The organism is Paraburkholderia kururiensis (assembly GCF_034424375.1).
Classification (GTDB): Bacteria; Pseudomonadota; Gammaproteobacteria; order Burkholderiales; family Burkholderiaceae; genus Paraburkholderia; species Paraburkholderia kururiensis_A.
On the sequence record NZ_CP139965.1, the window covers coordinates 5,423,377 to 5,440,015 of the forward strand.

Genomic DNA, 16,639 nt, shown 5'->3' on the forward strand with positions numbered 1-16,639 from the left:
CAGGCAAGGCTGTTATGTCCACGACACTCAATGAAAACCTGCTGCTGGCCATCCCGCTCGCGCCGCTTGTCGGGTCGCTGATCGCGGGTCTGTTCGGCAAGACAGTGGGGCGGGCGGGCGCCCACACGGTCACGATTCTCGGCGTCGCGATCTCGTTCGTGCTGTCCGCCATCGTGTTCCTCGACGTACTGAACGGCGCAAGCTTCAACGCGACGATCTACGAGTGGATGTCGGTGCATGGCCTGAAGTTCGAGATCGGTTTCCTCGTCGATTCGCTCACGGCGATGATGATGTGCGTGGTGACCTTCGTGTCGCTGATGGTGCACATCTACACCATCGGCTACATGGCGGAAGAAGACGGTTACCAGCGCTTCTTCTCGTATATCTCGCTGTTCACGTTCTCGATGCTGATGCTCGTCATGAGCAACAACTTCCTGCAGCTGTTCTTCGGCTGGGAAGCGGTGGGTCTCGTGTCGTACCTGCTGATCGGCTTCTACTTCACGCGTGAAAGCGCGATCTACGCCAACATGAAGGCGTTCCTCGTGAACCGCGTGGGCGACTTCGGCTTCCTGCTCGGCATCGGCCTGCTGCTCGCGTTCGCCGGCTCGCTCAACTACGGCGAGGTGTTCGCGAAGCGCAACGAACTGGCGGCACTGGCGTTCCCGGGCACGCACTGGGGTCTGCTGACCGTCGCGTGTATCTGCCTATTCATCGGCGCGATGGGTAAGTCGGCGCAGTTCCCGCTGCACGTCTGGCTGCCGGACTCGATGGAAGGCCCGACGCCTATCTCCGCGCTGATTCACGCGGCGACCATGGTGACGGCCGGCATCTTCATGGTGACGCGCATGTCGCCGCTTTTCGAACTTTCAGATGCGGCGCTCTCGTTCATCACGGTGATCGGTGCCATCACGGCGCTCTTCATGGGCTTCCTCGGCATCGTGCAGAACGACATCAAGCGCGTGGTGGCGTACTCCACGCTCTCGCAGCTCGGCTACATGACGGTCGCGCTGGGCGTGTCGGCCTACCCGGTCGGCGTGTTCCACCTGATGACGCACGCGTTCTTCAAGGCGTTGCTGTTCCTCGGCGCCGGTTCCGTGATCATCGGCATGCACCACGATCAGGACATGCGCAACATGGGTGGCCTGCGCAAGTACATGCCCATCACGTGGATTACGTCGCTGATCGGTTCGCTCGCGCTGATCGGTACGCCGTTCTTCTCGGGCTTCTATTCGAAAGACTCGATCATCGATGCGGTGAAGCTCTCGCATCTGCCGGGTTCAGGCTTCGCGTACTTCGCCGTGACGGCGAGCGTGTTCGTGACGGCGCTGTACTCGTTCCGCATGTACTTCATGGTGTTCCACGGCGAGGAGCGTTTCCGTCATCCGAAGGACTACGGCAACGGCAATGGCCACGGCGCCGAGTCGTCCGCGCATGGTCACGAGCATGACGATCATCACGCCCACGTGCCGCACGAAACGCCTTGGGTGGTGTGGTTGCCGCTCGTGCTGCTGGCGATTCCGTCGGTGGTGATCGGTGCCATCGCGATTGGTCCGATGCTGTACGGCGATTTCTTCCAGCATGGCGTGGCGTTCGACAAGGTGATCGAGATTTCGTCGAGCCACCCGGCGCTGGCCGAGATGGCCGAGGAATTCCACGGCTGGCTGGACCTTGGCCTGCACGCGGTGGCGGGGCTGCCCATGTGGCTCGCGCTGGCCGGTGTGGTGGTGGCCTGGTTCCTGTACCTGAAGCGTCCTGATCTGCCGGCAGTGATCCGCAGCAAGTTCGGCCCGATCTACACGTTGCTGGACAACAAGTACTACATGGACAAGATCAACGAAGTCGTGTTCGCGCGGGGTGCGGTGGCGATCGGCCGCGGACTCTGGAAAGAGGGCGACGTCGTGGTCATCGACGGTGTCGTCAACGGGAGCGCGCGTTTTATCGGCTGGTTCGCGAGCGTGATCCGTTTCCTCCAATCCGGCTACATCTATCACTACGCGTTTGCCATGATTATCGGCATGTTGGGGCTCCTGACCCTGTTTGTAACGCTTAGCGGCAAATAAGGCGAGGGACACGAATGCATACTTATCCGCTTCTCAGTATCGCCATCTGGATGCCGATTGTTTTCGGGCTCGTCATCCTGGCGATCGGGTCCGACAAGAATCCGGGGCCCGCGCGATGGATCGCGCTCGTGGGATCGATCCTGAGCTTCATCGTCACGATTCCGCTCTTTACGCAGTTCGACCCGAGCACCGCGGCGATGCAGTTCGTCGAGCAGTCCACCTGGATCGAACGCTTCAACATTTCGTACCACCTGGGCGTGGACGGCATCTCGATGTGGTTCGTCGTGCTGACCGCGCTTATCACGGTGATCGTCGTGATCGCCGGGTGGGAAGTGATCACGAAGAACGTCTCGCAGTACCTGGCGGCGTTCCTGATCCTCTCCGGCATCATGGTGGGCGTGTTTAGCGCGCAGGACGGCATGCTGTTCTACGTGTTCTTCGAAGCCACGCTGATCCCGATGTACATCATCATCGGCGTATGGGGCGGCCCGAACCGCGTCTACGCGGCGTTCAAGTTCTTCCTGTACACGCTGGCCGGCTCGCTTCTGATGCTCGTCGCGCTGCTGTACCTGTACACGCAGACGGGTACGTTCGACCTCGCTTCGTGGCAGGCCGCGAAGATCGCAATGACGCCGCAGATCCTGCTCTTCATTGCGTTCTTCCTCGCCTTTGCCGTGAAGGTGCCGATGTGGCCGGTGCACACGTGGCTGCCTGACGCTCACGTGGAAGCGCCTACCGGCGGTTCGGTCGTGCTGGCGGCGATCATGCTGAAGCTCGGTGCGTACGGTTTCCTGCGCTTCTCGCTGCCCGTTACGCCGGACGCGAGCCACTTCCTCGCGCCGGTCGTCATCACGCTTTCGCTGATCGCGGTGATCTACATCGGCCTCGTGGCAATGGTGCAGGCCGACATGAAGAAGCTGGTCGCGTATTCGTCGATCGCGCACATGGGCTTCGTCACGCTCGGGTTCTTCATCTTCAGCCAGCTCGGTGTGGAAGGCGCGATCGTGCAGATGATCTCGCACGGTTTCGTGTCGGGCGCCATGTTCCTGTGCATCGGCGTGCTCTACGACCGCGTGCACTCGCGTCAGATCGCGGACTACGGCGGCGTCGTGAATACGATGCCGAAGTTCGCGGCGCTCGCCATGCTGTTCTCGATGGCCAACTGCGGCTTGCCGGGTACCTCGGGTTTCGTCGGCGAATTCATGGTGATTCTCGCCGCCGTCCAGTTCAACTTCTGGATTGCCTTCGGCGCAGCATTCACGCTGATCCTCGGCGCGGCCTACACGCTGTGGATGTACAAGCGCGTCTACTTCGGCGCCGTGGCCAACGACCACGTGAAGGAACTCAAGGACGTGAACCGCCGCGAGTACTTCATGCTGGCTATCCTCGCGCTGCTGACGCTGTATATGGGCATCTATCCGAAGCCCTTTACCGATGTGATGCACGTCTCCGTGGATAACCTCCTCTCCCACGTGGCGCAGTCGAAGCTGCCGTTGTCGCAGTAATACAGAGCGGAGGATCTAAGACATCATGCAAAACGCACCTATGACCGTTCTGTTGCCCGACGCGCTGCTGATGGTCGCCGTCATCGTCGCGTGGCTCAACGACACGTTCGTCGGCGACAGCGGCCGGCGCACGACCTACTTCATCGCCTTGCTGTCGAGCCTCGTGGCCGGCATCTGGTTCGCGGTGAACGCGGCCGACAACAACGTCTACTACTTCTTCTCGCACATGTACGTGGTGGATGCGTTCGCCAGTGCGATGAAGGCTGTCGTGACGCTGGGTTTCGCCGTGTCGATCGTTTACTCGCGCCGCTACCTGGAAGAGCGCGACCTGTTCCGCGGCGACTTCTTCCTGCTCGGCATGTTCTCGCTGCTCGGCCAGCTGGTGATGATCTCCGGCAACAACTTCCTGACGCTGTACCTCGGTCTGGAACTGATGTCGCTGTCGCTCTACGCTGTGATCGCCCTGCGCCGCAGCGCCTCGACGTCGAACGAAGCGGCGATGAAGTACTACGTGCTGGGCGCGCTGGCGTCGGGCTTCCTGCTCTACGGCATCTCGATGCTGTACGGCGCGACGGGCTCGCTCGATCTCAACGAAGTGGTGAAGGCCATCGCTTCGGGTCGCATCAACGACGTCGTGCTGCTGTTCGGCGTGATCTTCGTCGTGGCCGGCGTGGCGTTCAAGATGGGCGCGGTGCCGTTCCACATGTGGGTGCCCGACGTGTATCAGGGCGCGCCCACGGCGATGACGCTGCTCACCGGCGGCGGCCCGAAGGTGGCCGCGTTCGCGTGGGCCTTGCGTTTCCTCGTGATGGGGCTGCTGCCCCTCGCGGTCGACTGGCAGGAAATGCTCGTGATTCTCGCCGCGCTCTCGCTGATCGTCGGCAACATCACGGGTATCGTGCAGCGTAACGTGAAGCGCATGCTCGCGTACTCGGCCATCTCGAACATGGGCTTCGTCCTGCTCGGGCTGCTCTCCGGCATCGTGGACGGCAAGGCGGGTGGGGCGGCCAGCGCCTACGGTTCGGCCATGTTCTACAGCATCGTCTACCTGATCACAACGCTGGGCACGTTCGGCATCGTGATGCTGCTCACACGCCGCGACTTCGAGGCCGACACGCTCGACGACTTCAAGGGTCTCAACCAGCGCAGCCCGGTGTTCGCGTTCGTCATGATGGTGATGATGTTCTCGCTCGCCGGCATCCCGCCGACGGTCGGCTTCTATGCGAAGCTGGCCGTGCTCGAGGCCACGATGAACGCCGGCCTCACCTGGCTCGCCGTGCTAGCCGTGATCACGTCGCTGTTCGGCGCGTTCTACTACCTGCGTATCGTCAAGCTCATGTACTTCGACGCGCCGCAGGACACCACGCCGATCCAGTCGAGCATGTGCAACCGTGCGCTGCTCGCGCTCAACGGCGTCGCCGTGCTGGTGTTGGGCCTCGTGCCGGGCCCGCTGATGACCGGTTGCCTGCAAGCCATCTCGCACACGCTCTCGCTCTGATGTCTGCAGCGGGCTGGTTTATCGTGTTGTTGGCGCTCGCGGGCGCCAACCTGCCTTTTCTGAACCAGCGCCTCTTCTGCATGGTCCCATTAGGGGCGACGAAGAAGAGCGCCTGGTGGCGGATCGGCGAATTGATCGTGCTTTATTTCGTGGTTGGCGCAGTCGGCTTCATGCTCGAAGCGCGCGCGGGTAATCGCTTCGATCAGGGCTGGCAGTTCTACGCCATCACGTTCAGCCTTTTCATCGTCTTCGCCTTTCCAGGCTTCGCCTGGCAGTATCTCGTCAAACGACACTGACGGCGCGAGCCATCGCGCCCCCTTTCAAAGCGTTGTACAGAGGGTTTGCATATGGCCGCCGAACTTCCCGATCACGACGACGTGCTCTACGAGCGATGCGTCGAAAGCACCACGATCCACAACGGCAAGTTCCTCACGCTCAAGTGCGATACGGTGGAACTGCCCGACGGCAAACACGCCACACGCGAGTACGTGCAGCATCCGGGCGCCGTCATGGTGATCCCGATGTTCGACGACGGCCGCGTGCTGATGGAAAGCCAATACCGCTACCCCATCGGCAAGGTGATGTACGAGTATCCGGCCGGCAAGCTCGATCCGAACGAAGGCGCGCTTGCATGCGCGAAGCGCGAACTGCGCGAGGAAACCGGCTATACGGCGCGCGAGTACATCTACATCACGCGCATCCACCCGATCATTTCGTACTCCACCGAGTTCATCGACATCTACCTGGCGCGCGGACTCACCGAGGGCGAACGCAATCTGGACGACGGCGAGTTTCTGGAGCTTTTCACGGCAACCGTGGCCGATCTCTCCGAGTGGGTGCGCACGGGCAAGATCACGGACGTGAAGACGATCATCGGCACGTTCTGGCTCGAAAAGGTGCTTGCGGGCGCCTGGCCGCTCGGACCGGCGGAGCCGGGCGGCGACGCCTGAGCGTTGCGGCCGGGCCGGCGCCGTTGGTGCGAACCGCGCCGGTGGTGTCGTCTCCGTTGGCAACCGTCATCGTCGTCTCGTAGCGGTCGTGCGGATTCTCCCGCGCTCGCCTTGGGCGGCCTCAGCGGCACGCAGCTCGAGGCGCTACAATCCCCGAACACGTCATGCGTCGTTCATCAACCGGCGGATTTTGCCGGCGCGAATGAGTCTTGGCGCCGCGCGGCGAATCCATAACCGTCTGCTTTGCGAACGACCGTTCATAAAACAGCGAATTGCGCTAAACTCGCACGTAAGCCCTGATTCCACATGAAGGTCCTCGATCTACAGTGCCCGGGCGGCCATCGCTTCGAAGGCTGGTTTGCCTCGGCAGACGACTTCGAATCGCAGCTGTCCCGCAAGCTCGTTGAATGCCCCATTTGCGGTGCCACCGAAGTGAGCCGCCTGCCGTCCGCGCCGCGCCTGAATCTTTCGGGAGCGGCCCAGCCGCCGGCGCAGCAAGGCGCACCGGATATGAACGAGTTGCAGGCGCGGGTGATGCGCGCGCTGCGCGAGGTCCTCGACAAGACCGAGAACGTGGGCGACCGCTTCGCCGAGGAAGCCCGGCGCATCCACTACAACGAGGCGCCCGCGCGCAATATTCGCGGGGTCACGACGGCTGAGGATGCACGCGCGCTCGTCGAAGAAGGCATCGACGTGATGCCGCTGCCGATTCCGGCCGCGCTGAAAGAGCCGCTGCAGTAACGCGGTGTCTTCCTTGCGGCGGCGCTCGCTGCGGCAAGGAGACACTGCGTATGGACCTCGACTATTCCGCTGCCGACGGCGCCTTTCGCGCCGACATTCGCGCCTGGCTCGAAGCGAATCTGCCTTCGGCGCTGCGCGGCAAAGTTCTCAATCACAAACGTCTGAATCGCGACGACTTCGCGGCCTGGCACAAACTGCTCGGCACGCGTGGGTGGTCCGCGCCGGCCTGGCCGGTCGAATACGGCGGACCTGGCTGGAACGCGACGCAACGCCATATCTGGGAAGAGGAGTGCGCCCGGGCCGGTGCGCCCATGGTGCTGCCTTTCGGCGTCTCGATGGTCGCGCCGGTTCTCATGAAGTACGGCAGCGAGCCGCAGAAACGCCACTACCTGCCGCGCATTCTCGACGGCACGGACTGGTGGTGCCAGGGCTACTCCGAACCCGGCTCGGGGTCCGACCTGGCTTCGCTGCGTACACGCGCCGAGCGCCAGGGCGACCACTACGTCGTGAACGGACAGAAGACCTGGACCACGCTCGGGCAGCACGCCGACATGATGTTCTGTCTCGTGCGCACCGACTCGTCCGCGAAGAAGCAGGAAGGTATCTCGTTCCTGTTGATCGACATGAAGACCCCCGGCATCACGGTCCGTCCGATCATCACGCTCGACGAAGATCACGAAGTGAACGAGGTGTTCTTCGAAGACGTGAAGGTGCCGGTCGAGAATCTTGTCGGCGAAGAGAACCGCGGGTGGACGTACGCGAAGTATCTGCTCGGGCACGAGCGCACCGGCATTGCGCGCGTCGGCCAGTCGAAGCGCGAGCTGCTGTTTCTGAAGCGCTTCGCGCTCGCGCAGCGCAAGAACGGCAAGCCGCTGCTGCATGATCCGCTGTTCGCCGCGAAGGTGGCGGCGCTCGAGATCGAATTGATGGCACTCGAAGTCACCGTGCAACGCGTGGTGAGCAGCGAAACGGGCGGACGTGGACCGGGTCCCGAAGCATCGATGCTGAAGATCAAAGGCACCGAAGTGCAGCAGGCGCTCACGGAGCTGATGTTCGAAGCTGCCGGTCCGCTCGCCGCGCCGTTCGACGTGCCGTTCCTCGAAGGCGAGCGCGAACACAGCATCGCCGGCGACGACGACGCGGCACCGCTTGCCGCCTACTACTTCAACTTCCGCAAGACGTCGATCTACGGCGGCTCGAACGAAATCCAGAAGAACATCATCGCGCAGATGATTCTCGGCCTTTGAGGAGCGGCGCATGGACTTCACCTTCACGGACGAACAACAGCAATTCGCCGACGCGCTGCGCCGCTATCTCGACCGGCAATACGGCTTCGAAGCGCGTCAGGCGATCGTGCGCTCCGAGGCCGGCGTATCGGACACCCACTGGCAGGCGCTCGTCGAGCTGGGGCTCACGGCACTGCCCGTGCCGCAGGCGCAAGGCGGTTTCGACGGCACGCCGTTCGATATGCTCGTGGCCATGCAGGAACTCGGTCGAGCGTTGGTCGTGGAGCCCTATTGGGCGACCGCGGTGGGCATCGAGGCATTGAAGCTTGCCGGCTCGGGCGATGGCGAAGACGCGACGCTGCTCGAGCGCGCCGCGGCGGGCGAGATCAACCTCGCGGTGGCATTCCACGAGCCCGCTGCACGATACGACCTCTTCGCGGTCGAGACAGTCGCGACGCCGCGCGAGGGTGGCTTCGTGCTGAGCGGCAGCAAGTCGGGGGTTCAGCACGGCGCGCAGGCGGACCACTGGATCGTCCCCGCACGGCTCGCAGGCGGCGACGCGCCGGGCCACCTGGCGCTCTTCATCGTGGCCCGCGAGGCAGCGGGCGCGACCGTGACGGACTACCGCACCATCGACGGCCAGCGCGCAGCAACGCTCGTTTTCGACGCCACGCCGGCGCGCCGGCTCGCTGCCGACGGCTCGCACGAGGCCGGCGCCGCCACGCTGGAGCGCATCGCCGACTACGGCATCGTTCTGCTCTGCGCGGAGGCCATCGGCGCGCTCGACGCGCTCAACCATGCTACCGTCGAGTACACGAAGACGCGCCAGCAGTTCGGCGTGCCTATCGCCCGTTTTCAGGCGCTGCAGCACAGGATGGTCGAGATGCTGATCCACACGGAACAGGCGCGCTCGCTCACCTATCTGGCCGCGGCGCGCTACACGAGCGAGGACGCCGACGAGCGACGCCGCGCGGTGAGCGCGGCGAAGGTGCGGGTAGGGCAAGCGGCGCGCTTCGTGGGACAGCAGGCGATCCAGCTGCACGGCGGAATGGGCGTCACCAACGAGGTGGCCGCGGCGCATCTGTTTAAGCGGCTCGCGATCATCGAAACGACGCTGGGTGATGTCGACCATCACCTCGCGCGCTTCGCCGCGTTACCCGGTTTCGCCGCCTGCGAAGCGTGAACACCAACGAAGGACGTTGCCAACAAGGATCAAGCGATGGGATTGAGCTACGAGGACATAGAAGCGGGCACGACGGCCGAAATCGGTTCGCACACGTTCGGGCATGACGAGATCGTGGAGTTTGCGCAGCGGTTCGATCCCCAGCCGTTCCACGTGGACGACGAGGCCGCAAAGACCTCGCCGTACGGCCGGCTGATTGCGAGCGGCTGGCACACGTGCTCAGTGATGATGGGGCTCTTCGTGCGCAGCACACTGGCGGGTTCCACGTCGATGGGCTCGCCCGGCGTGGACGAGATCCGCTGGCTCAGGCCCGTGGCGGTCGGCGACACCATCACGATGAAAGTCTCCGTGCTCGACAAACGCGTGCTGGCGAGCCGGCCGGATCGCGGCATCGTATCGATGCAGTGGGAGGGCATCAACCAGAACGGCGAGACCGCCATCATCGTGCGTTCGAAAGGCATCTTCGGGCTGCGCCATCCGGGCGCGGCCGGGACGGCAGCATGAGCGAGGTTGCTCCGCAGATCGATGCCGACGCGCTGCGCGCGCTCGTGGGCGCGCCGGTGCTCGTCAGCGAATGGATCGAGATCGATCAGGCGCGTGTGGACCGCTTTGCCGACGCCACCGGCGACCACCAGTGGATACACGTCGACCCTGAACGTGCGCGACGCGAATCGCCGTTCGGCGGCCCCATCGCGCACGGATTCCTCACGCTTTCGCTCATCCCCGCGCTGCTCGAACGCACGGTCGTGCTACGTCAGCGCATGGGCATCAACTACGGGCTCAATCGCGTGCGCTTCACGTCGCCGTTGCCCGTCGGCGCCAGGGTGCGCGCACATTTCGCTGTGGCCGAAGTCACCGACGTGGACGACAACGGCGTGCAGGTCATCTGGAAGGTGACGCTCGAACGTGAAGGAAGCGAGCGGCCGGTGTGCATCGCGGAATTCATCACGCGCCACTACTTCTGAGCGCCCAGGGCCGCCATCGAGCGGCGGCCCTCGGCAATGTCCACGTCTTTCGCGAGATGCGGTTCGTCAATGCTTCGCGTACTGCGTCGCGCCGAACAGCACTTCCTTCGCTTTCTCGTCCATGAGCGGCTTGCGGGCCGAAGCCAGTACCTCCACGCCGCGCTGCACCGCGGGTCGCGCAGCGACTTCTTCGTGCCAGCGCTTCACGTGCGGGAAGGCGTCGAGGTCGATGCCCTGATTTTGCCAGGAGCGCGTCCACGGGAACGCGGCGATGTCCGCGATCGTGTACTGGTTGCCCGCGAGATAAGCGGTCCTGGCGAGTTGCGCGTCCATCACACCGTAGAGGCGCTTCGCTTCGTTCGTGTAGCGCGTGACCGCGTAGTCGATCTGCTCCGGCGCGTAAATGCGGAAGTGGTGCGCCTGGCCCAGCATCGGGCCCAGTCCGCCCATCTGGAACATGAGCCACTGAAACGTTGCGTAGCGTTCGGCCGGATCGGCGGGCAGGAAGCGGCCGGTCTTCTCGGCAAGATAGATAAGGATCGCGCCGGATTCGAAGAGCGAGAAAGGCTGGCCGTCCGCACGCTTCGGACCTTCGGAATCGACGATCGCCGGAATCTTGTTGTTCGGGCTGATGGCGAGAAAGTCGGGCTTGAACTGGTCGCCCGCGCCGATATCGACCGGATGCACGCGGTACGCGAGCCCGGTTTCCTCCAGCATGATGTGGACCTTGTGGCCGTTGGGTGTCGCCCAGCTGTAGACGTCGATCATCGTGGCTCCTTCGCGCTTGAAAGCGGCGCCGCGCGCGTATGGCGCGGCGCCGGAACAGGCAAAAATTAGAGCATAGATCGCGCGATGGCGCAGGGCGCTTGCCTGCGCGTCTGCACGCTCAGGTTCGCGTGACCGGCATCTCGACACGCGAGGCGGCATCCGCATCCATGTAGCGCGCGAGTTCGAGCTTCGCGATGGCGTTGCGATGCACTTCGTCGGGACCATCGGCGAAGCGCAGCGTGCGTGCCGACGTGTACGCATAAGCGAGCGGAAAGTCGTCGCTCATGCCCGCCGCGCCATGCACCTGCATGGCCCAGTCGATCACCTGGCACGCCATGTTCGGCGCGACCACCTTGATCATCGCGATCTCGCCGCGCGCGCCCTTGTTGCCGACGGTGTCCATCATGTACGCGGTTTTGAGCGTGAGCAGCCGCGCCTGTTCGATCAGGCAGCGCGCTTCGGCAATGCGCTCCTGCGTCACGGTTTGCGACGCGATGGGCTTGCCGAACGCGACGCGCTGCAGTGCGCGCTTCGTCATGAGTTCGAGAGCACGTTCCGCGAGTCCGATGAGCCGCATGCAGTGGTGAATGCGCCCAGGTCCAAGGCGTCCCTGCGCGATTTCGAAACCGCGCCCTTCGCCGAGCAGCAGATTCGTCGCGGGCACGCGCACGTTATCGAGCGTGATGTCCATGTGGCCGTGCGGCGCGTCGTCGTAGCCGAACACGGTGAGCGGGCGATGCACGGTGATGCCGGTGGCGTCGGCGGGCACGAGGATCATCGACTGCTGGCGGTGCCGCGGCGCGTCGGGATCGGTCTTGCCCATCACGATGTAGACGGCGCAGCGCGGGTCGCCCGCCCCCGACGACCACCACTTGTGACCGTTGATCACGTAATGGTCGCCGTCGCGTTCGATGCGCGTCTGGATGTTGGTGGCGTCCGACGAAGCGACATCGGGCTCCGTCATGAGAAAGGCCGAGCGGATCTGGCCGTCGAGCAGCGGGTCGAGCCATTGCCGCTTCTGGCTCTCGGTGCCGTAGCGTTCGATGGTCTCCATGTTGCCCGTGTCGGGCGCGTTGCAGTTGAAGATCTCGGGCGCCCAGGGCACGCGGCCCATGATCTCGCACAGCGGGGCGTATTCGAGATTCGTGAGCCCCGCGCCGCGCTCCGAATCGGGCAGAAACAGGTTCCACAGGCCTGCCGCACGCGCCGTTTCCTTGAGCCTTTCCACGATTTCGGTGGGCACCCAGGCGTTGCCGTTCGCGCGATTGCGTGCGACCTCGGCGAGAAAGACGGGCTCGTTCGGATAGATGTGCTCGTCGAAGAACGCGAGCAGCTTTTCACGCAGCGCCTGAACCTTGGGGGTGTAGTCGAAATTCATCCGATACCTCGTGAAAGAGAAGGGATACCTCAGCGCACTTTCTGCGCGTAGCGCCAGGCCAGTTCGGCCATGGGGCGCGCGCGGCGGCCGGCGTCTGCGGCCTGGGCGCTGGCGGCGGTGCCGTCCACGACGCGTTTCATGATGCCCTGCAGGATCGCCGCGATGCGGAACATGTTGTAGGCCAGATAGAAATTCCAGTCGCCGCGAACGTCGAGGCCTGTGCGTTCGCAATAGCGACGCACGTAAGCCGCTTCGTCCGGGATGCCGAGCGCCGCGAGATCGAGCCCCGCGATGCCGCGAAACTGCGCCGGATCGACGTGCCACGCCATGCAGTGATAGGCGAAGTCCGCGAGCGGATCGCCCAGCGTGGAAAGCTCCCAGTCGAGCACGGCCAGCACGCGCGGCGCGTGACGGTCGAAGATGAGATTGTCGAGCCGGTAGTCGCCGTGAACGATGGTGGTTCGCGCGGCGCTGTCGTCGGGCATGTGCTGCGGCAGCCATTCGATGAGGCGTTGCATGGCCTCGATGGGCTCGGTCTCCGAGGCCTGGTACTGACGGCTCCAGCGATCGATCTGGCGTGCGAAGTAATTGCCGGCCTTACCGTAATCGGCGAGCCCCACGTCGGCCGGCACGACGCTATGGAGCGTGGCGATCACGCGGTTCATCTCGTCGTAGATCGCGGCGCGCTCGTCTGTGGACAGGCCGGGCAGCGACGGGTCCCAGAGCACGCGGCCCTCGACGAACTCCATCACGTAGAACGCGCGGCCGATCACCGCTTCGTCCTCGCACAACGCGAGCATTTTCGCGACCGGCACGCCGGTGCCCGCGAGGGCGTCCATCACGCGGTACTCGCGCTCGATCGCGTGCGCGGAAGGCAGCAGCTTTGCCTTCGGCCCCGGCTTCGCGCGCATCACGTAGCTGCGCGACGGGGTGACGAGCTTGAACGTGGGATTCGACTGGCCGCCCGCGAATTGCTCGACGGTAAGCGGACCGGCGAATCCTTCGACATGGGTCGCGAGCCACGCTTCGAGCGCAGCCGCGTCGAAACGCTGCCGCTCGGCAACGGGCCGCGTGCCTTCGAATGCCGAATAGTCCGCCTGTTGCGATGTGTTGTCTGCCGGGGTGGCGTGTGCCATTGTCTCCTCCAGGTCGGGCGCCGCGAGTCGTGTGTGTCTTGTGTTGCGGGCGCGCTAGCGGTGCTTCATGTATTCGACGTATTGCGCGTAGAGCATCTCCATCGTCGTGTGGCGCACATCGCGATGCAGCGGCGAGGGAGGCGAGTGGTTGAGCGCGCGAATGACCCAGTCGCGTGGTTCGGCACCGACATCGAGCGCGTTGATGCAGCCGGTGGCCTGCGCGAGGTGGCCGAAGAATGCGCGGCCGCCCGCGGTAATCGCGTGCGAGAGAATTGCGCGGTTCACGCCGCCGTGCAGCACGAGCAATACAGTGTCCCAGGCGGTGTCGCGGCGCAGGGCATCGATGGCGGGCAGCACGCGATCCAGCAGCTCACCGATGCTTTCACCGCCCAGAAAGCGCGTGCTTTCCGCGACCACGCCGTCGAACACGCTGAGAAACGATGCCTCGATATCTTCGGGCGCAAGATGCGCAAGCTTGCCGCCGCGAATCTCTTCCCATGCGGGTTCAATCTCGGGCTCGATAGCCTGGCCGGTCTGCGCGAGCACGCGCCGCGCCGTTTCCAGCGTGCGCGGCAGGCCGCTCACGATCACGCGATCGAAGCGGATGCCTTGCGCCGCGAACAGGTCGCCCGCGGCAGTCGCCTGAACGCGGCCGTTCTCGTTGAGCGGCACGCTTTCGGGATCGATGGCGCGGCCCGATGCATCGAAGTACGTCACGTCGCCGTGGCGCATCAGAAAGATGCGGCGGCGCTTGGGCAGCGTGAATGCGCTCATGGCGTGGCCTCTCTCACTTGTAGACGGGGGCGCGCTTCTCGAGAAACGCGGTGATGCCTTCCAGGCCGTCGCGATGATGCAGGGACGCCACGAAGCTGTCGCGTTCGGCGACGAGGTGCGCTTCGAGCGTCTGCGTGCCCGCTGCATCGACGAGCGCCTTGATGCGTGCGGTCGAATTCGGCGAGAGCTTGCCGAGGTCGTCGGCCCAGTCGAGGGCGGTATTGAGCGCGCTGCCCGGCTTCGCGAGCCGGTTCACCACGCCGAGTTCGGCAAGGCGCGTCGCGCTGATCGGCTTGCCTTCGAGCAGCACTTCGGCGGCGAGCGGTCGCGGCAGCGCCTGCGTGAGGAACCAGGAGCCGCCGCCGTCGGGCGTCAGGCCGACACGCGCGTACGACATCACGAACTTCGCGTCGTCGGCCGCGACGAGCAGGTCGCATGCGAGCGCGAGCGAAAAGCCCGCGCCGGCCGCGGCGCCTTCCACGGCGGCGATCACGGGCTTGGTCGACTGGCGCAGTGCTGTGATCCATTCGGCGAGCAGGTCGATGCTTTGCGCCTGCACCGATGGATCTTTCGCGCGGTTTTCCAGCAGCCGGTTGAGATTGCCGCCGGCGCAGAAGAAGTTGTCGGCGCCGGTGAGCACGATGGCGCGTAGCGACGAATCGCGTTCGGCCGAATCGAGCGCCTCGATGCCGGCCGCGTACATGTCGGGGTGCAGCGCGTTGCGCGCGCCCGGGTTCGACAACGTCATCACGAGCGTGGATTCGCTGCCGGCCGGCCGCGAGGTAAGCAGTTCGGCGGTCATTGGGCGGCTCCTGCGGCGTTGGGGGCATCGGCTGCGTCGGGCTGTGCGAGCGACAGGCCAAGCTGCGCGCGCCGCGCGAGCCACGGCGACGGCCGGTAACGCGGATCGCCCAGTACGCGATGGATGTTCTGGAGAATCGTGAGGATCGTTTTCGCGCCGAGCGCGTCGCCCAGCGCGAGCGGCCCGCGCGGATAGCCGAGGCCCAGCGTGACGGCGAGGTCGATGTCCTGCGGAGAAGCGATCTGTTGCTGGGCAATGTCGCAGCCGATGTTCACGATGGTCGCGACCACGCGCTGCGCCACGAAGCCCGTCGAATCGCGGATCACGGTGACCGGCACGCCGTCCGACGCAAAGAGCGCGTGGCCGGCGTCGCGGGCCTCGCGCGTGGTGGCGGGCGTCGTCATGACGGTGCGCCGCTGCGCGCCGACGAGCGGGAAGAGCGCGTCCACGGCCACGACGCGGCTCGCGTCGAGTCCTTCCTCGACGGCTGCGCTCGTCGCATCGAGCCCGAACGGCGTGACGACGAGCAGCGAGTCGGCGGCGGCATGCGCGCCGTCGTCGAGCGTGACGTTGGCTTTCGCGAGAATCTGCAGCACGGCCTCGCGCGCTTCGGGATGGCTTCGGCTGACCCAAACACGTTGCGGCAGCGCGGAGGGCGCGGGCGCTTCTTCAGGAACCTGCTGCTTGCCGTCCACGTAGCAATAGAAACCCTCGCCGGCCTTGCGCCCGATAAGTCCGCCTGCAAGCCGCACGCCTGTGACGGGCGACGGCGTGAAGCGCGGCTCCTCGTAGAACTGATGATAGATGGACTCCATCACGGGATGCGACACGTCGAGCGCGGTGAGGTCGAGCAGCTCGAACGGTCCCAGCCGGAAGCCCGCTTGCTCGCGCATGATGCGGTCGATCTCGACGAAGTTCGCCACGCCTTCGCTCACCACGCGCAGCCCTTCGGTGTTCATGCCGCGGCCCGCGTGGTTCACGATGAAACCGGGCATGTCCTTCGCGCGCACCGGCGTGTGGCCCATGCGACGCGCGAGGTCCATCAGCGCGTCGCCGACGGCCGGGTTCGTGCGCAGCCCGTCGATGACCTCGACCACTTTCATCAGCGGCACGGGATTGAAGAAGTGATAGCCGGCCACGCGAGAGGGATCGTTGCACGCGGCCGCAATCGCCGTGATCGAGAGCGAGGACGTGTTCGATACGAGAATGCAGAGGCCGCTCACCACCGCTTCGAGATCGCGGAACAGCTTGCGCTTCACCTCGAGGTTTTCGACGATGGCTTCCACGACAAGGTCGCTATCCGCGAGGCTTTCGATGGACGGCGCACCCGTCACGCGTTCGAGCGCCGTGCGGCCTTCAATGTCGTTGAGCTTGCCTTTGGCCGTGAGCTTTGCGAACGTGTCGCCGAGGTAGCTGCGTGCCGCGTCGATGGCCTGGGGATTGGTGTCGAAAAGACGCACCGTGAGACCCGCGAGCGCCGCGATCTGCGCGATGCCGCGGCCCATGGCGCCGGTGCCGACGATCCCGATGGTCTCGATGTTGAAGTGCGGTGAATTCATCTGATGCTCGACTCCATGTCCGGTTTAGAATAGCACGCTCGTGCATTTTTATGATCTGAGGGCCAGCCCTGGCCATAGACACTAACAGGCACGA

At 64.6% G+C, this 16,639-nt stretch carries 16 protein-coding genes; 10 read left to right on the plus strand and 6 right to left on the minus strand.

Annotation, left to right across the window (positions count from 1 at the left end; all coding sequences use genetic code 11):
* The first annotated feature begins 14 nt into the window (after positions 1-14).
* The 10 genes from nuoL (at position 15) to U0042_RS24395 (ending at position 10,128) form a co-directional block, all read left to right on the plus strand.
* Positions 15-2,060, plus strand: a complete 2,046-nt coding sequence (nuoL, locus tag U0042_RS24350; protein WP_114813479.1) for an NADH-quinone oxidoreductase subunit L — start codon at positions 15-17, stop codon at positions 2,058-2,060.
* 14 nt (positions 2,061-2,074) lie between these two features.
* Complete coding sequence (locus U0042_RS24355; protein ID WP_114813477.1) at positions 2,075-3,565, plus strand: NADH-quinone oxidoreductase subunit M; 1,491 nt, start codon at positions 2,075-2,077, stop codon at positions 3,563-3,565.
* Positions 3,566-3,590: 25 nt separating this feature from the next.
* On the plus strand, positions 3,591-5,063 hold the full coding sequence (gene nuoN, locus U0042_RS24360; RefSeq protein WP_114813474.1) for an NADH-quinone oxidoreductase subunit NuoN: 1,473 nt from the start codon (positions 3,591-3,593) through the stop codon (positions 5,061-5,063).
* Positions 5,063-5,359, plus strand: coding sequence for a DUF2818 family protein (locus tag U0042_RS24365; protein WP_114813472.1), 297 nt, complete (start codon positions 5,063-5,065; stop codon positions 5,357-5,359). The genes nuoN and U0042_RS24365 overlap by 1 nt, the downstream gene beginning before the upstream one ends.
* A 51-nt stretch (positions 5,360-5,410) precedes the next feature.
* Complete coding sequence (locus U0042_RS24370; protein ID WP_114813470.1) at positions 5,411-6,013, plus strand: NUDIX domain-containing protein; 603 nt, start codon at positions 5,411-5,413, stop codon at positions 6,011-6,013.
* A 306-nt stretch (positions 6,014-6,319) separates the two neighbouring features.
* Positions 6,320-6,754, plus strand: coding sequence for a DUF1178 family protein (locus U0042_RS24375; protein ID WP_114813469.1), 435 nt, complete (start codon positions 6,320-6,322; stop codon positions 6,752-6,754).
* A gap of 50 nt (positions 6,755-6,804) precedes the next feature.
* The gene (locus tag U0042_RS24380; protein ID WP_114813467.1) at positions 6,805-8,001 is read left to right on the plus strand and encodes an acyl-CoA dehydrogenase family protein; all 1,197 of its coding nucleotides are present in this window, start codon (positions 6,805-6,807) and stop codon (positions 7,999-8,001) included.
* A gap of 10 nt (positions 8,002-8,011) precedes the next feature.
* The gene (locus U0042_RS24385; protein WP_114813466.1) at positions 8,012-9,163 is read left to right on the plus strand and encodes an acyl-CoA dehydrogenase family protein; all 1,152 of its coding nucleotides are present in this window, start codon (positions 8,012-8,014) and stop codon (positions 9,161-9,163) included.
* Positions 9,164-9,199: 36 nt separating this feature from the next.
* Positions 9,200-9,667 carry a MaoC family dehydratase gene (locus tag U0042_RS24390; RefSeq protein ID WP_114813464.1) on the plus strand — a complete coding sequence of 156 codons (468 nt, stop codon included), beginning with the start codon at positions 9,200-9,202 and terminating at the stop codon, positions 9,665-9,667.
* Positions 9,664-10,128 carry a MaoC family dehydratase gene (locus tag U0042_RS24395; protein WP_114813462.1) on the plus strand — a complete coding sequence of 155 codons (465 nt, stop codon included), beginning with the start codon at positions 9,664-9,666 and terminating at the stop codon, positions 10,126-10,128. Before U0042_RS24390 ends, U0042_RS24395 begins: the two co-directional genes overlap by 4 nt.
* A 66-nt stretch (positions 10,129-10,194) precedes the next feature.
* Here U0042_RS24395 and U0042_RS24400 read toward each other — a convergent pair whose 3' ends face one another.
* The 6 genes from U0042_RS24400 to U0042_RS24425 all read right to left on the minus strand — a co-directional run bounded on the left by U0042_RS24400 (position 10,195) and on the right by U0042_RS24425 (position 16,545).
* Complete coding sequence (locus U0042_RS24400) at positions 10,195-10,896, minus strand: glutathione binding-like protein (protein ID WP_114813460.1); 702 nt, start codon at positions 10,894-10,896, stop codon at positions 10,195-10,197.
* 118 nt (positions 10,897-11,014) lie between these two features.
* A complete protein-coding gene (locus U0042_RS24405; RefSeq protein ID WP_114813458.1) occupies positions 11,015-12,274 on the minus strand; it encodes an acyl-CoA dehydrogenase family protein in 1,260 nt (419 codons plus the stop codon).
* A 29-nt stretch (positions 12,275-12,303) separates the two neighbouring features.
* Positions 12,304-13,410 (minus strand): phosphotransferase family protein, encoded by a 1,107-nt coding sequence (locus tag U0042_RS24410; protein WP_114813456.1) that lies wholly within the window; start codon positions 13,408-13,410, stop codon positions 12,304-12,306.
* Positions 13,411-13,464: 54 nt separating this feature from the next.
* A complete protein-coding gene (locus U0042_RS24415) occupies positions 13,465-14,184 on the minus strand; it encodes a histidine phosphatase family protein (RefSeq protein ID WP_114813454.1) in 720 nt (239 codons plus the stop codon).
* Positions 14,185-14,197: 13 nt separating this feature from the next.
* Entirely contained in the window at positions 14,198-14,986 is a 789-nt protein-coding gene (locus U0042_RS24420; protein WP_114813452.1) for an oxepin-CoA hydrolase, alternative type, read from the minus strand.
* On the minus strand, positions 14,983-16,545 hold the full coding sequence (locus U0042_RS24425) for a 3-hydroxyacyl-CoA dehydrogenase (RefSeq protein WP_114813450.1): 1,563 nt from the start codon (positions 16,543-16,545) through the stop codon (positions 14,983-14,985). The genes U0042_RS24420 and U0042_RS24425 overlap by 4 nt, the downstream gene beginning before the upstream one ends.
* Between the last annotated feature and the right edge of the window lie 94 nt (positions 16,546-16,639).

Coding starts and splice junctions, on each gene's coding strand:
- nuoN (WP_114813474.1), top strand. CDS start 3,591: ATGCAAAACGCACCTATGACCGTTCTGTTGCCCGACGCGCTGCTGATG.
- U0042_RS24370 (WP_114813470.1), top strand. CDS start 5,411: ATGGCCGCCGAACTTCCCGATCACGACGACGTGCTCTACGAGCGATGC.
- U0042_RS24365 (WP_114813472.1), top strand. CDS start 5,063: ATGTCTGCAGCGGGCTGGTTTATCGTGTTGTTGGCGCTCGCGGGCGCC.
- U0042_RS24410 (WP_114813456.1), bottom strand. CDS start 13,410: ATGGCACACGCCACCCCGGCAGACAACACATCGCAACAGGCGGACTAT.
- nuoL (WP_114813479.1), top strand. CDS start 15: ATGTCCACGACACTCAATGAAAACCTGCTGCTGGCCATCCCGCTCGCG.
- U0042_RS24395 (WP_114813462.1), top strand. CDS start 9,664: ATGAGCGAGGTTGCTCCGCAGATCGATGCCGACGCGCTGCGCGCGCTC.
- U0042_RS24420 (WP_114813452.1), bottom strand. CDS start 14,986: ATGACCGCCGAACTGCTTACCTCGCGGCCGGCCGGCAGCGAATCCACG.
- U0042_RS24385 (WP_114813466.1), top strand. CDS start 8,012: ATGGACTTCACCTTCACGGACGAACAACAGCAATTCGCCGACGCGCTG.
- U0042_RS24390 (WP_114813464.1), top strand. CDS start 9,200: ATGGGATTGAGCTACGAGGACATAGAAGCGGGCACGACGGCCGAAATC.
- U0042_RS24400 (WP_114813460.1), bottom strand. CDS start 10,896: ATGATCGACGTCTACAGCTGGGCGACACCCAACGGCCACAAGGTCCAC.
- U0042_RS24425 (WP_114813450.1), bottom strand. CDS start 16,545: ATGAATTCACCGCACTTCAACATCGAGACCATCGGGATCGTCGGCACC.
- U0042_RS24415 (WP_114813454.1), bottom strand. CDS start 14,184: ATGAGCGCATTCACGCTGCCCAAGCGCCGCCGCATCTTTCTGATGCGC.
- U0042_RS24405 (WP_114813458.1), bottom strand. CDS start 12,274: ATGAATTTCGACTACACCCCCAAGGTTCAGGCGCTGCGTGAAAAGCTG.
- U0042_RS24355 (WP_114813477.1), top strand. CDS start 2,075: ATGCATACTTATCCGCTTCTCAGTATCGCCATCTGGATGCCGATTGTT.
- U0042_RS24380 (WP_114813467.1), top strand. CDS start 6,805: ATGGACCTCGACTATTCCGCTGCCGACGGCGCCTTTCGCGCCGACATT.
- U0042_RS24375 (WP_114813469.1), top strand. CDS start 6,320: ATGAAGGTCCTCGATCTACAGTGCCCGGGCGGCCATCGCTTCGAAGGC.